This is a genomic window from Bacillus thuringiensis (genome assembly GCF_022095615.2).
Lineage (GTDB): Bacteria > Bacillota > Bacilli > Bacillales > Bacillaceae_G > Bacillus_A > Bacillus_A cereus_AG.
Genome location: NZ_CP155559.1, coordinates 3,874,803 through 3,889,033, shown reverse-complemented (window position 1 = coordinate 3,889,033; position 14,231 = coordinate 3,874,803). Strand labels below are relative to the sequence as shown.

The following is a 14,231-nucleotide window of genomic DNA, read 5'->3' as shown; positions in this document are numbered from 1 at the left end:
CAGGCTTATGCAAGCCTGTTTTTTGTTTCTTTTACATATGAGTTTAAAAATTGATCAACGGCTGCTTCATACTCTTCTTTATTTTCGTTATAAGAGCAAGCGTGCGCGCCGCGCTCTGCAATATAAAGTTGTTTATTGTTTTCCTTTGCTTCATATAGTGCTTTCGTCATATCAGCTAAAATATAATCATCATCTTTACTATGAATAAAGAGGACGGGATTGTTAATGTTTTTTATACAATCAATTGGTGAAACTTCACGAATCGTATAACCGTCACGCACTTTTAAAAAAGCATTTGCTAAAGGTAATAAAGGCCATTTAGGTAAATGGAATTCAACTTTTAAACGGTGCTGTAATTGCCCGTAAAAATCAGAAAAAGGACAATCTGCAATATAGAAATCAGCACCATCTTCTACAAGTCCTGCGTATTGGAGAAGTGTTGCAGCGCCCATAGATTCACCATGAATACCGAGAGTAATATTTGTTCCAAAACGACTTTTTAGCCAGTCAACTACAGATTTTAAATCATGTTTTTCATAGTATCCATAGCTTGTTGTTTTTCCGCCAGTTTTACCATGACGACGATGATCATAAATAACGACATTATATCCTCTGTTTAAAAATAACCTTGCATATTTTACAGAGTTCATTTTATTTACAGTTACGCCGTGACAAAAAATCATAAACTTATTGGAATGACCAGCAGGAATGTAATATCCGTGAAGATCATATCCGAATTGCGAAGGAATATGAATTTCTTCTTTATGAAGAGCATCAAAATCCTCTATACGAAAATGTTTTTTCGTTTCTCTTTCGAGTACTTCTTCCTCTGTTTTTTTCTTTAAGTACATCACTTTATTTGTAAAGAAAATCCCAAGGGCAGTTATCGCACCTAGTATAGTAAACAATGCTGCAAAAAAACGTTTCATACTTTACCTCATCCTCCAAATACCATTACATGTGATACACTTACATTGTATCACAATGATAGAAAAGGGGAGAAATAGGAAATGGTGTATATACAAAAAATTACGCCAGCGATGAAAGAAACAATCCGAATGTTCATGTGTGAGAACTGGGGGAGTTCATTGATGGTTTCACGTGGTAAGGGGCATCAGTTAGAAGAGTTGCCAGGATTTGTTGCGCTCTTAGATGACAGAATAATTGGAATTATAACATATGAAGTGACCGGAAATATGTGCGAAATTGTATCTTTAGATAGCTTTGAAGAAAGAAAAGGAATAGGGACGAAACTTGTAGATTGTGTATTGCAAGTCGCAGAAGAAGAGCGGTGCAGGCAGGTTTGGCTTATTACAACAAACGATAATATGAATGCGTTACGTTTTTACCAAAAACGTAATTTTATGATGACTCATTTATATGTGAATGCAGTGGAAGAGGCACGAAAAATAAAGAAAGAAATTCCACGTATTGGGTATGATAATGTCCCAATTTTACATGAAATTCAGTTAGAGTATCGTTTAGTGTGATGATGTAACAATTTTCAGAAATGTAAGTTATTAACCTTGACGAATATTGTAATTTAGGTTACCGTAAAATTGTAATCTATTACCATATTAAGGGGTGACGATGTGGCAACTATACGTGATGTTGCAAAATTGGCAGGTGTTTCAGTCGCAACCGTTTCACGAGTTATTAATGAAAAAGGATACGTTCATGAGGACACAGTAAAACAAGTAAAGAAAGCAATTGAGGAATTACGTTATAGACCAAATAGTGCAGCAAAGCCATTGTTTAAAGAGAATTCAACGATAATTGCATTACTTGTAGACAATTTATATAACCCATCAAACATCACTTTGCTACATTGTATTGAGGAAATAGCATATAAAGAAGGGTATCAAATTATTGTTTGTAATATAGAGAATAAAGATGGATACATACATATGTTGAAGGAAAATAACGTTGCAGGTGTTATTTTGACAAGATCAGTTTTTAAAAGTATAGGAGAAATTCCACTTCCTTTTGTTGTGATTGATGAAAAAAAAGCTCATGCAAATTATTATGAAAGTGGACAAAGAGCGGTTTCTGTATTAAAAGAAAAAGACTGTCATTTTCTTGCTTATTTCGATGAGGGAGAAGATAGTGAAGAAATGGAAGAGCACATATCAGGATTTTTAGACGCTGCTTGGGAGGGAGGAATCTCTTATAGAGAAGTATGTGTACAAGGGTATACGAATAAACAGTTTATTACATTATTGCAAACTTATCCGTATATAGATGGAATTGTAACTTCAAGTGATAAGGTTACTTTTGAGTTAATTCGAGCAGCGAAAAATTTAAATATCCGTATACCGGATAAATTGAAAATTATCGGACTGAATGGGAACATAGAAAGTGAATGGATAGGTCCGTCACTCATGAAAATTGAAAGTTGTGTCGAAGAAAATGGGGAAATAGCTTTGCAACAATTAAAAGGAAAAATAAAAAAGTAAAAGGTGCGTATAAAACGCACCTTTTATAATGTAATTGCGGCAATAAAGCCGAATATAAGTAACGGTATATTATAATGCAGAAAAGTCGGTACACATGTATCCCATATATGATGGTGTTGACCATCAGCATTTAAACCGGATGTTGGTCCAAGTGTACTATCTGATGCTGGAGATCCCGCATCGCCTAGCGCTCCAGCTGTACCGATAATTGCAATTGTGGCCATTGGACTAAATCCAAGCTGCATGCAAAGAGGTACAAAAATTGTTGTTAAGATAGGAATGGTTGAAAAGGATGAACCAATTCCCATCGTAACGAGAAGTCCAATAACGAGCATAAGAAATGCAGCGAGTGGTTTGTTATTTCCAATTATATGTGCACTCGTTTGTACAAGGGATTCAACATGTCCTGTTTTTCGAAGGACAGCACCGAACCCGGCAGCAGAGATCATAACAAATCCGATAAAGGACATCATACGCATTCCGCTTGTTAAAATTGCATCTGCTTCTTTAAGAGGCAGACTACCACTAACTGATAAAACAATAATTCCCGCTAGAGCGCCGAAAATCATTGATTCTGTTGCTAATTGAACAGTCAATGTAGCTAAGATAGATACTAGCCCGAAAGTAATGCTTCGTTTTGTATAGGGAACGATTTCATTTTCGGTAGTATGAATTTGTTCTGTTTCGTACGTACGAGGTTTTCGATACGTAATAAATACAGCGACACATAATCCAATAATCATACCGATTGCTGGAATAGTCATCGCTTTTGGAATAAGCGTAACGTCAAATGTAAGACCACTTTGCGCCGCATTTGTTTGTAATACGTCATGATAAATTTTTCCGAATCCTGCAGGAATCCACATGTAAGGAGTAATTAAGCCGAATGTAATAATACATGTAACAAGCCTTCGATCTACTTTCAGCTCATTTAATACTTTTAAAAGTGCTGGAATTAAGATGGGGATGAAAGCGATATGAACAGGGATAACATTTTGTGAGAAACAAGCCATCGTTAAAATGATGAATAAAATAAGTATTTTTGAATAAACTTGTTTTTTTGTGTCTTGTTCATTGCCAATCCATTTTAATGCAGTTTGAATCATGGCATCTGGAAGTCCGGTTTTGGAAAGGGAAATAGCGAAACCGCCAAGCATTGCATAACTTAAAGCGATTGGAGCACTGTTTCCAAGACCAGTTGTAAAAGTGTTAATAGTTTCTGAAATACCGAGTCCGCCGATAATTCCGCCTGTTAAAGCTCCAACAATGATGGCGACAATGACCTGGACACGTAACAAACTAAGCAATAGCATAACTGCTACTGCGACGAGTACAGCATTCATAATAAATGTAATCTCCCTAAATTTTTATTGTGTTAAGGCAAGTAAATATGAAGCACTTTGCTATATTTATACATAGTTGCGACATATTATTATAAAATGTTTTCTATGAAATGTAAAAGAGCCTTTTGTTACTAATGTTGAAAAGCTAGCTCTTGTTTAATTGATTGTAAAGAATTAGCGAATAATTCTGGTTCTTCTAAATCAGGAGAATGTGCTGAATTTGGAAACCAAATCATCTTTTTTATGGGTGCTTCTATGACATCGCAATATTCCTGAACGAGTGCATAAGGAGTTTGATAATCATAGCGACCAGAACAAAAATAAACCGGAATAGATAAACTTGAAATAGAAGAAAAGAAATCGATTGTCAGCATTTCTTCCCATAAAACGCCAGATTTTAAATTTCCTGCGAGAAACTTGAACCAATCTAATAGCGTATATTCAGGAGAAAAGAAGCCTTTTCGTATGAAAGAAAAGGAAGATCCGTTTTGGATTGCTCCGCCGAATGTGCCAAGCCATTTTCTTTGAATAATGAGGCGTCTCGTATCTAAAAATGGTGGCTTGCCTAATTTTAAAAGGGAAGCTAACGCTTTTTTATGATTATGTTTTTTTGCAGAACGAATTAAATGCTGATATAGCAATTCTTCGTTTTGTTTCATATGTACAATCTGCCCAATACCGATGTAAGCCTCGATATACTGTGGATATTGATGTGCTATGTTAAGCCCAATAATGCTTCCCCAAGAATGACCAGCGAGAAATAGTTTCTGTTTATTGAACTTTTTAAGTACATAGTGAATAACTTCTTTTGCATCGGAAACGAATTGTTCGATTGTAAAATTTGCTCCGAAATCTTTCATTGAAAAAGATTTACCTGCCCCACGCTGATCCCAATTAATAACGATGAAATGTTTCTCCAATTCTTTTTGAAAATGGCGAATAAATCCGATTTGTGCCATGCCCGGTCCACCATGACAGCATAATAAAATAGGCTGCTCTATGCTTTGCCCGCGCATAAGGAGAGTTTGTTTTCGATTATGAATCATAACGCTTTCCATCGTAGCGATACTATTAGGAATGAGTTGTTTATTTTCATTATAAAACTGTGGAGTATAGCTACGAAAAAGCATATTGAAAACCTCCTTTTCTGAAATCGTATGAATCGCACAGGCTATTCGTTTTGCATATACTGTTAGAAAATCATTGTAACATACCATACTAGTGTCATTTCAACACGGGAGGAGGGAAATTGTGACGATTGGAGAAATTATAGATAGCTTAAATAGACGTGAATCCATCGCTATCATAGCAAAACGTCTTGAAATAAGCCCGTATACATTATCAAAGAAATTAAGATTAATTGGATACGAATATGATGGAGAACAGAAGAAACGTATTTTTGTAGGAGATGGAGAAGAACCGCGTCACTTACAACTCCAAGAAGCGACAGCCCTTCAATATGCGAAAACGGATTATCAATTATTAATTTATGAGCAATTACAAAGTATTTATGAGTTATTAAGAAAGAGAGAAGAAGTAATCGCGCCAATTATGAGTATAAGTACAGAGAAAAAGAAACGAACCTTTTCTATAAATAAAGAAATATTAGCAAAATTAGACGTTATATCAGAAGCGAAAGGAATTCAAAAATCTAAACTTGTAGAAGAGGCGTTACAGCAATTTTTACAGCAATATGACTTTAACAAAACAGCACATTTTGATGACTAAAGAAAAGGATACTAAGTTCATTGTAAGAACGAGTATCCTTTTTAGGTTTTACTAATATTGTGGATTAAGTAAGTATAAGTGCGTATCCTTTACAATGAAAATCTGGATCGCATATTAGGGAAATACTTAATTTATTTTTTGAATTCTACCATCAATAACTGGCTGAATTGGTTCTTTTAATTGTTTTACATAATCGACTAACGCTTCAAAGTCGTTTGGACCAGTTTCTGAATTCTTCCCATTTTTAAATGATACGAATCCGTCACCGCCAGAAGCTAAGAAAGCATTCGCAACTACGCTATACGTTTTAGATGGAGATAACTCTTCGCCATTTGTTAAGCGTATATTCGTAACTTTTTCACCGTTTGGTTTATTTGCATCCCACGTATATTGAATACCTGAAATTTGAAGCATTCTCGTCGTGCCTTTTTGCCATTGCTGATTTAAAATGTCGCGAATATCTTGGCCTGTTAAATCTACTTTAATCAATTGGTTTCCAAAAGGCTGAATGCCGTATAATTCGCCCCATGTAATATCGCCAGCATCTAAATCATTACGAATGCCTCCCGGATTCATAAGTGCGATTTGAGTTTGCATCGTTTGGCGCTGGGCATCGGCAACTAAATTTCCAAGAGTGGACTCACCAGCATCATTTTGTTTACGGTCAATAGGTGCTGTAGATTTTCCGACAACTTCATTTACAAGTGGTGCGATTTTTTCTTTATATTGATCTAGTTTTTTCTTTACTTGTTTATCAGGTTCTACACCTTCATGGTATGTTGTAATCACTTCAGCTTTTTTCTTTACAATATCTTTTGTTTTACGATCAATTGTTACATCTACGTCTGAGAAAGCTGTTCCGTAAGAGTTCGCTTGGACGATTAGTTTATTATTTACCGTACCATTTACATATGTGTGACTATGCCCACCAAAAATAACATCAACTTCCGGATCTGTTTCATTTGCAATTCGAGTAAGGTCTCCATTTGTCACACCAGACTCATCTGTTGTTCCGCCAACATGAGCAAGGACGACAATGGATTTAACGCCAAGACGCTTTAATTGTTGCGCTGATTTATTAATTGCTTCTACTTCGTCAGTGATTTCTACATTTTTAAGCATAGTAGGCATCACGACATTTGGTGTATCAGTTGTAACAACGCCAATGAATCCTACAGGCACACCATTTACCATTTTTACAGTAAATGGCGGTAAAAATAAGCGGCCGGTGGATTTATTATAGAAGTTAGCAGCGACATAAGGGAAGTTAGCACCTTTGAAATTCCCTGTTTTCTCGTGATATCCACCGTAAATGAGGCGTTTCATTTCATCGATACCTTCATCAAATTCATGGTTTCCGATTGTACCAACATCGAATTTTAAGTCATTTAAAAATTCAATCGTTGGTTCGTCTTGTAACAACGCTGAAACTGGTGGGCTAGCTCCGACAATATCGCCCGCATGTACGAGAAGTGTATTCGGGTTTTGCTTTTTACGTTCTTTTAAATAAGTAGCTAAGTAATCAGCGCCACCAGCTTCTTTGTTATTAATTTTTTTAACAGTATCTAGTTGTCCATGGAAATCATTAATACCAAGTATTTGTACGTCTATGTAGCGGTTTTGTTCAGCTGGAGTCTGAGATGGGGGAGCGGCAAATACAGTTGAAAAAGTAATGGTGCTTAAAACGGCAACAGCAGGAATGATTTTTTTCCACATAATTTAATTCTCCTTTTTTATAATCTGACATCATACGACATAATTTTAATAGATTCATAGGATTATATCTATATAAAAATTTAGTTTTTTTGAAAAATTAACATATTTACAAAAAGTGAATAATAGAGTAACGAACCTTTTTTATTGTCGAGTTCATTGTGTATCTACTATAATGGAGAAAAAAGTAAAAGGTGAGTAACATGAAGAAAAAGAAGCAAAGACAAATGCAAAGACAATCGCAAGTGAATAAACCAGAGAAAGAGTCGCTTACATTAGGCGATCAATTAAATGATTCACTCATGCAGCAATTAAAGAATAAGAAGAAAGAATTGCAAGTGAGAGAAGAAGAAAAAGAGGCAGCTGAACTGGAAAGAAAGCGCCGAGAACAAAAAGAACGTGAAAAGAATAAATCATTTGAAGAACTGTTAAGTGAAAGTAGCCTTACTTGGAAAGACTTTAAATAATATAAAAAATGATCAGTGCATACCGCTGATCATTTTTTTGACGAGTTTGTAAGAAAAGGGGAGTTTTAATGAGAAAAATTGTAGTCGTTCCGCATGAAAATCATTGGAATGAAAAATTTCAAATAGAGGCCGAACGATTAAAATCGGCGATGCCAGAAATGGTGAAAGTCCATCATATTGGAAGTACATCAGTGCCAGGACTGGCAGCTAAACCAATTATAGATATGATTATGGAAGTAGAGAGTATCGACAGAGTAGATCATTGGAATGAACGTTTTGAAGAACTTGGTTATATCGTAAAAGGGGAAAATGGTATTTCAAGACGTCGTTATTTTATTCATGGAACGGAGGAAAAACGCTCGTATCACTTACATGTTTTTGAAAAAGGAAATCCTGAGATAGTAAGGCATTTAGCGTTTCGTGATTATATGATGGCTCATTGTGAAGAAGCAGAGGCATATGCAACCTTAAAGAAAGAATTAGCCGAAAAATATACATATGATGGCACCTTATATACGGAAGGAAAAAATGAGTTTGTGCGTCGTGTTGATGAAAAAGCGAAAGAATGGAGAGAAGGAAATATGAATAATTGAGTTTGCGTTTTAGTGTATAAAATTATTATGTAAACTGTACATATGTTTTGACTTTTTGGTTGAATCTTGTTGAAATAAAGTGGTGGCTTATAAAAAATGTAAGAATGAAAGGGAGACGACTGTGCACATTCCAACAACTACACTTCATAATGGCGTAAAAATGCCGATGATTGGTTTAGGCGTTTATAAAGCGAAAGAAGGCGACGAAGTAAAACAAGCAGTAAAAACAGCGTTAGAAGTTGGATACCGTTCGATTGATACAGCAACTGTATATGAAAATGAAAGCGGTGTCGGAGAAGCCGTTCGTGAATCAGGGATTCCGAGAGAAGACATATTTATTACAACAAAAGTTTGGAACGATGATCAAGGATATGAGGAAACACTTGAGGCGTTTGAAAAAAGCTTAAAGAAATTACAAATGGACTATGTAGATTTATATTTAATACATTGGCCAATAAGAGGGAAGTATGTCGATACGTACCGAGCGTTAGAAAAACTGTATGAAGAAGGTAAAGTGCGTGCGATTGGTGTTTCTAATTTTCATAAACATCATTTAGAGCTGTTATTACCAAATTGTAAGGTGAAGCCGATGGTCAACCAAGTGGAACTTCATCCGATGTTAGCGCAATTTGAATTGCGTGATTTCTGTCAAGGTGAGCAAATTCAAATGGAGGCATGGAGCCCATTAATGAGAGGTGGGGAAGTATTCGAGCACCCGATTATTCAGGCCATTGCTACTAAATATGATAAAACACCTGCGCAAGTTATATTAAGATGGGATATTCAGAGCGGGGTAGTGACGATTCCCAAATCTGTTACACCATCTCGCATTAAGGAGAATTTTACTATCTTTGATTTTTCACTAACGGAAGAAGAGATGACTCAAATTAATACGTTAAATCGTAATTTACATGTAGGAACGAATCCTGATAAATATGATACGCTATGAAAAGACGCTACCAGTATGGTAGCGTCTTTTTTAACGATGTAAAGCGTAAGTATCACATTTCGCAATTTGCTGAAGTTGTATATATTCTGCTGTTGTTAACTGTGTTTGTTTACTAGCCTGTACATTTTCTTGTAATTGTTGAATAGAGCTTGCACCAGGTATAACAGCTGCAACGGTTTCGTTATGTAAGCAATATTGAATAGCTGTTCCTGTTAAAGAGCTTTCCCCGATTATTTCTTTTACACTCGCGAGTGTCGCATATAATTCATCGTAAGAATAAGAAAGGTAATCTTTTTCTTTTACTCTTTCTATCTTTCTTGCATTATTGTCAGTTAAAATTCCTTTTGCAAGTGGTCCGCGAGCAATAATGCTAATTTGATGTTCATTTAGAAGTGGGAACCATTCTTCAGGGCGACGATTTAAAAGGCTATATTCCATTAGCACACTAACGATGTTTGAACGTTTTGCATACTCACGGATGACATTTGGACGTATAGAAGAAATACCGTAATGGCGAATAATACCTTCTTTTTTTAATTCTTCAAAGGCTTCAATTGTTTCATCTATTGGATCTTCAATCGTCCCGCCGTGAAGTTGATAAAGATCAATATAATCAGTTTGAAGTCTACGTAAACTTTCTTTCACTTCAGCCTTTATGTAATTCTTAGAAGGATCCCAAGACCAGCCGTTTTTTTCTTCTGTCCATCGATTTCCAACTTTTGTTGTAAGAACAATTTGGTCTCGTTTCCCTTTTAAGGCTTTTCCAACAAATTCTTCGTTTAACCCATAATCATATAAATCCGCTGTATCAAAAAAATTGATTCCTAAATCGATTGCTTCATCGATAATACGCATAGCTTCTGTTTCAGATGTACCGAGAGACATGCAGCCAAGGCCCATTTCTGTAACAAACAAATCTGAGTTTCCTAATTGACGTTTTTTCATAGGTCAACCTCCTTACCTTTATTGTACGAAAGGAAAAAGAGGTTGACAAACGTTTCCTTTTTACCCTGATTGGTGAGGGCAAATAATCAGAGGGGATGCCTCCTCTGATTAAAGTTTCACTTTACTTGCTGTAATCCACTCTTGTACAGTTGTATACTCTTTGCCATATTGTTTTAGCTTATGACGAATTTGCCATGCTTTTCCGACTAAAGTGACGCGATTTGGTAAAATATAAACTTTCATTTCTATCACGCTCCTTTCAATGTGGTAAAATGTATGAGGAAAGAATAGGAAATAGAACAGGGAGATGAAGTAGTATGAGTAATCTTGCAGAGAGAACAGTAAAAACTGAGCCGATTTTTGATGGTAGAGTTATAAAAGTTCGTGTTGATGATGTAGTATTACCAAATGGAGCAATGAGTAAACGTGAAATTGTAAATCACCCTGGTGCAGTTGCTATTATTGCTATTACTGATGAGGGGAAAATTGTGCTTGTTGAGCAGTATCGTAAAGCGCTTGAAAAGGCGATTATAGAAATTCCGGCCGGCAAGTTAGAACCTGGTGAAAAACCTGAAGTGACAGCTGCTCGTGAATTAGAAGAGGAAACAGGATATGTATGTAAAAATATGGAGCTTATTACTTCTTTCTATACATCTCCAGGATTTGCAGATGAAATTTTATATGTATATAAAGCGACAGGTTTGACGAAAAAAGAAAATAAAGCTGAGTTAGATGAAGATGAGTTTGTGGAATTGATGGAAGTATCATTAGAAGAAGCGATTACTCTTATGAAAGATCTTCGTATTCATGATGCGAAAACGATGTTTGCAGTACAATATTTACAACTACAAAAATAAACACTCGCCAAAGGCGAGTGTTTTTTAATTGATTTTTGCGTATACGCGTGCATCACGTAAGCTACCGTCTGGTGCTATGAAATCATTTTCCATTGTACCTTCTAGAATAAATTCTAAACGTTCTGCTAGGTTACATGCATTTGTATTTGTTGCATCAATACGGATTTCAATTCTTCTAGCACTTAGCTTATCAAAGGCAAATTGAATGGCACCTTTAATAGCTTCAGTCATATAGCCTTGTTTTGTATAAGCACTATGCAGCCAAAAGTGAAGTGAAAACTTTGGAATATCCCAGTTTTCAGGCTTGAGCGTTATAGCCCCAATGAATGTACCAGATACTTTATCGTATAAGTGAAAATCAAGTGTTTCACGAAGTAAAAACTGCCCGTGAGCGTTACGAACGATTTCTTCAGCACTTTCTTCTGTCTCAGCGTTAATTGGCATCCACGGTACTAAGTCTTCTAGAGAAGCTTGGATTGCTTCATACACTTCTGCACCATCACCTGGAAATGGCTTACGAACTTGTAAGCGTTCAGTTTGAAATAATGTTGGAAAATCTAATAATAATGGTTTCAAGAGAAATCCCTCCTATTCTCTACTTTTTAGTTTAGCAAAGTAGAGCGGAATTTCAATGTTAATTCGTCATACTTTTTTCTTTCTTTCATACATTTTTAGTAAGAGTGTGAACGGAGGGAAGAAAAATGTGGAGAAAAACTTGGCAAGACCGTGTAATGTCTCACATACAGGAAAACTCTTCATTATATATATTTAACGCAGTTTTATTATTGATGGGAGTAATATTTGGGGCCATTCTCGTAAATAGTCTACAATTAAATCAAAAACAAGATTTATCATTTTATTTACAACGTTTTTTTGGACAAGTTTCTAAAGGAGAATTTGCTATTGCAAGCGAAATGTTTCGAGAAAGTTACTTTTCGCAATTAAAATACATTGGATTTATTTGGATTTTGGGGATTTCAATTATTGGTTTGCCACTTATTTTTATTTTATTGTTTGTAAAAGGAGTAGTTGTCGGATTTACAGTAGGTTTTTTAGTCAGTCAGCATGGATGGAATGGATTATTATTAGCATTCGTTTCTGTATTGCCACAAAACCTCATTATTATTCCAGTATTTCTCGTTATGACAACAATTGCAGCAAGCTTTTCCTTACGCATGATTAGGCATCAATTTATTCGGAAAATAACCGAGCCGCTATTACCGTTATTAATTCGTTATACATGCTTCTTTCTTGTAATTGGAGCGGTGTTAGCTCTTGCTTCTAGTGTAGAAGCTTATGCATCACCAGTTTTAATGAAAGAAGTCGTTGAGGCTATTAATAAACAATAAATACTTTATGAGAATAATTATCAATTTGTTTTTATTGTTTTTCTTTTGACAGAAGCCCTTCTTCTGATATAATGGTGTAAGAGTGGCGAGGAGGGAGTAGTACCGAATGGAAGAAAGAATTGAACGAATTAAGAAGCAATTACATGCAGCGAGCTACAAGTTAACACCGCAACGTGAAGCAACAGTTCGTGTGCTGCTAGAAAATGAAGAAGATCATTTAAGCGCAGAAGATGTTTACCTCCTTGTAAAAGAAAAGTCGCCAGAGATCGGATTAGCAACCGTCTATCGAACTTTAGAACTATTATCTGAGTTAAAAGTTGTCGATAAGATTAACTTCGGAGACGGTGTTTCACGCTATGACTTACGCCAAGAAGGTGCGCAGCGTTTCCACCATCATTTGATTTGTACACAATGTGGTGCTGTACAAGAAATACAAGAAGATTTACTTGGTGAAGTGGAAAGGAAAGTAGAACGTGACTGGAACTTTAAGGTGAAGGATCATCGTTTAACATTCCATGGGATTTGTAAAAATTGTCAAGAAAATGAAACGGATGAAAAATAACCTTTTCCTATTTATCTAGGAAGAGGTTTTTTATTTGAATAAGGTATAAATTGGTGAAAGCTTGGCATATGTTGTAATAACTTATATTTTGGAGGAATTTACAATGCGCCGAGCTTTAAAATTAACTTTTGATGGGATAAAAGTATTTTTATTATTTACAAGTTGTACGATTTTGTTTTATTTCGCTATACTATGGATAAATGAAGAATATGAAAGCTATCATCGTTATGAAAAGCCAAAAGAAGAGACTGTAGAAAAAGTATCAGGGAATGAAGAACCGGCAAAGGATGCTTTCGTAAATAGAATGATGTTTTTCTATGAAAATGGGGAGTAGTGTAGATTGGAAGATCAATTAAAAGATTTTATTCATTATATGGTTGTCGAAAAAGGACTAGCGAAAAATACAGTAGTATCTTATGAACGGGATTTAAAAAGTTATGTAAAGTATTTGCAAAATGTAGAACAAGCGAAAAGCTTTCATGAAGTGACACGCTTGCACATTGTTAATTTTCTGCAGCACTTAAAAGAAAACGGAAAATCTTCGAAAACATTAGCACGTCATATTGCATCGATTCGTTCGTTTCACCAATTCTTACTTCGTGAACGAGCGGTAGAGCACGACCCATCCGTACATATTGAAACGCCGCAAGGAGAACGGAAATTACCGAAAGTATTATCAATCGATGAAGTAGAAGCGTTACTTCAGACACCAAAAATGACGAGTGCTTTTGGGGTTCGTGATAAAGCGATGCTAGAGTTATTATATGCAACAGGACTTCGTGTTTCGGAATTAATTGCCTTAAATTTAGAAGATGTACATTTAACGATGGGATTTGTTCGTTGCATAGGGAAAGGGAATAAAGAAAGAATTATTCCACTAGGAAGTTTAGCGACGGAAGCGATTCAAAAGTATATTGAAAAGGGAAGAAGAGAATTGATGGGTAAAAAAGTAGTAGATGCACTCTTTTTAAACCATCATGGGAATCGATTATCAAGACAAGGATTTTGGAAAATTTTAAAACGATTAGCGAAAGAAGCAAATATTGAAAAAGAGCTTACACCGCATACGTTGCGCCATTCTTTTGCTACGCATTTATTAGAAAATGGAGCAGACTTGCGTGCGGTGCAAGAAATGCTAGGACATGCAGATATTTCAACGACGCAAATTTATACGCATGTTTCAAAAGCTAGATTAAAAGATGTATATAAACAGTTTCATCCGAGAGCATAGTTACTATGCTCTTTTTTTCATAGATTCAAAAAGCTATA

General features: G+C 35.6%; 18 protein-coding genes. 11 read left to right on the top strand and 7 right to left on the bottom strand.

Annotated elements, in window-relative coordinates; all coding sequences use genetic code 11:
* Nucleotides 1–5: 5 nt before the first annotated feature.
* Nucleotides 6–929 carry an alpha/beta hydrolase gene (locus KZZ19_RS20045; RefSeq protein ID WP_048546291.1) on the bottom strand — a complete coding sequence of 308 codons (924 nt, stop codon included), beginning with the start codon at nt 927–929 and terminating at the stop codon, nt 6–8.
* 81 nt (nt 930–1,010) lie between these two features.
* On the opposite strand from KZZ19_RS20045, the gene KZZ19_RS20040 reads away from it, so the two are divergent.
* Together KZZ19_RS20040 and KZZ19_RS20035 are read left to right on the top strand one after the other, a co-directional pair.
* Nucleotides 1,011–1,490 carry a GNAT family N-acetyltransferase gene (locus KZZ19_RS20040; protein ID WP_088097657.1) on the top strand — a complete coding sequence of 160 codons (480 nt, stop codon included), beginning with the start codon at nt 1,011–1,013 and terminating at the stop codon, nt 1,488–1,490.
* A gap of 102 nt (nt 1,491–1,592) precedes the next feature.
* The gene (locus KZZ19_RS20035) at nt 1,593–2,456 is read left to right on the top strand and encodes a LacI family DNA-binding transcriptional regulator (RefSeq protein WP_226544966.1); all 864 of its coding nucleotides are present in this window, start codon (nt 1,593–1,595) and stop codon (nt 2,454–2,456) included.
* A gap of 23 nt (nt 2,457–2,479) precedes the next feature.
* On the opposite strand, the gene KZZ19_RS20030 is transcribed toward KZZ19_RS20035, so the two are convergent.
* Together KZZ19_RS20030 and KZZ19_RS20025 are read right to left on the bottom strand one after the other, a co-directional pair.
* Nucleotides 2,480–3,799 (bottom strand): Na+/H+ antiporter family protein, encoded by a 1,320-nt coding sequence (locus KZZ19_RS20030; protein WP_088097655.1) that lies wholly within the window; start codon nt 3,797–3,799, stop codon nt 2,480–2,482.
* A 131-nt stretch (nt 3,800–3,930) separates the two neighbouring features.
* Complete coding sequence (locus KZZ19_RS20025; protein WP_088097654.1) at nt 3,931–4,929, bottom strand: alpha/beta fold hydrolase; 999 nt, start codon at nt 4,927–4,929, stop codon at nt 3,931–3,933.
* Between the two features lie 121 nt (nt 4,930–5,050).
* Here KZZ19_RS20025 and KZZ19_RS20020 point away from each other — a divergent pair, with 121 nt between their 5' ends.
* Nucleotides 5,051–5,527, top strand: coding sequence for a ribbon-helix-helix domain-containing protein (locus KZZ19_RS20020; RefSeq protein ID WP_088097653.1), 477 nt, complete (start codon nt 5,051–5,053; stop codon nt 5,525–5,527).
* A gap of 126 nt (nt 5,528–5,653) precedes the next feature.
* Here the strand turns inward: KZZ19_RS20020 and KZZ19_RS20015 are convergent, their stop codons facing one another.
* A complete protein-coding gene (locus KZZ19_RS20015; RefSeq protein WP_088097652.1) occupies nt 5,654–7,243 on the bottom strand; it encodes a bifunctional metallophosphatase/5'-nucleotidase in 1,590 nt (529 codons plus the stop codon).
* Nucleotides 7,244–7,443: 200 nt separating this feature from the next.
* Here KZZ19_RS20015 and KZZ19_RS20010 point away from each other — a divergent pair, with 200 nt between their 5' ends.
* From KZZ19_RS20010 to KZZ19_RS20000, 3 genes are all read left to right on the top strand, one after another.
* Nucleotides 7,444–7,707 carry a YqkE family protein gene (locus KZZ19_RS20010; RefSeq protein WP_140392541.1) on the top strand — a complete coding sequence of 88 codons (264 nt, stop codon included), beginning with the start codon at nt 7,444–7,446 and terminating at the stop codon, nt 7,705–7,707.
* A 68-nt stretch (nt 7,708–7,775) separates the two neighbouring features.
* A complete protein-coding gene (locus KZZ19_RS20005) occupies nt 7,776–8,300 on the top strand; it encodes a GrpB family protein (protein WP_001227180.1) in 525 nt (174 codons plus the stop codon).
* Nucleotides 8,301–8,421: 121 nt separating this feature from the next.
* On the top strand, nt 8,422–9,249 hold the full coding sequence (locus tag KZZ19_RS20000; RefSeq protein WP_098341832.1) for an aldo/keto reductase: 828 nt from the start codon (nt 8,422–8,424) through the stop codon (nt 9,247–9,249).
* Between the two features lie 30 nt (nt 9,250–9,279).
* Here KZZ19_RS20000 and lolS read toward each other — a convergent pair whose 3' ends face one another.
* Both lolS and mciZ read right to left on the bottom strand, forming a co-directional pair.
* Nucleotides 9,280–10,194: an aldo/keto reductase gene (gene lolS, locus KZZ19_RS19995; RefSeq protein ID WP_088097649.1), complete on the bottom strand. Its 915-nt coding sequence runs from the start codon at nt 10,192–10,194 to the stop codon at nt 9,280–9,282.
* 108 nt (nt 10,195–10,302) lie between these two features.
* Complete coding sequence (gene mciZ / locus KZZ19_RS19990; protein ID WP_088097648.1) at nt 10,303–10,437, bottom strand: Z-ring formation inhibitor MciZ; 135 nt, start codon at nt 10,435–10,437, stop codon at nt 10,303–10,305.
* Nucleotides 10,438–10,511: 74 nt separating this feature from the next.
* Between mciZ and KZZ19_RS19985 the strand changes: the two genes are divergently transcribed.
* The gene (locus tag KZZ19_RS19985; protein WP_237979439.1) at nt 10,512–11,051 is read left to right on the top strand and encodes an NUDIX domain-containing protein; all 540 of its coding nucleotides are present in this window, start codon (nt 10,512–10,514) and stop codon (nt 11,049–11,051) included.
* Nucleotides 11,052–11,075: 24 nt separating this feature from the next.
* Here KZZ19_RS19985 and KZZ19_RS19980 read toward each other — a convergent pair whose 3' ends face one another.
* Complete coding sequence (locus KZZ19_RS19980) at nt 11,076–11,627, bottom strand: GNAT family N-acetyltransferase (protein ID WP_000803488.1); 552 nt, start codon at nt 11,625–11,627, stop codon at nt 11,076–11,078.
* 155 nt (nt 11,628–11,782) lie between these two features.
* Between KZZ19_RS19980 and spoIIM the strand changes: the two genes are divergently transcribed.
* The 4 genes from spoIIM (at nt 11,783) to xerD (ending at nt 14,193) form a co-directional block, all read left to right on the top strand.
* A complete protein-coding gene (gene spoIIM, locus KZZ19_RS19975; RefSeq protein WP_226544967.1) occupies nt 11,783–12,400 on the top strand; it encodes a stage II sporulation protein M in 618 nt (205 codons plus the stop codon).
* Nucleotides 12,401–12,506: 106 nt separating this feature from the next.
* A complete protein-coding gene (locus KZZ19_RS19970; protein WP_088097646.1) occupies nt 12,507–12,962 on the top strand; it encodes a Fur family transcriptional regulator in 456 nt (151 codons plus the stop codon).
* Nucleotides 12,963–13,065: 103 nt separating this feature from the next.
* Entirely contained in the window at nt 13,066–13,296 is a 231-nt protein-coding gene (locus KZZ19_RS19965; protein ID WP_001250432.1) for a YqzK family protein, read from the top strand.
* Between the two features lie 6 nt (nt 13,297–13,302).
* The gene (gene xerD / locus KZZ19_RS19960; RefSeq protein WP_000390083.1) at nt 13,303–14,193 is read left to right on the top strand and encodes a site-specific tyrosine recombinase XerD; all 891 of its coding nucleotides are present in this window, start codon (nt 13,303–13,305) and stop codon (nt 14,191–14,193) included.
* Nucleotides 14,194–14,231 lie beyond the last annotated feature (38 nt).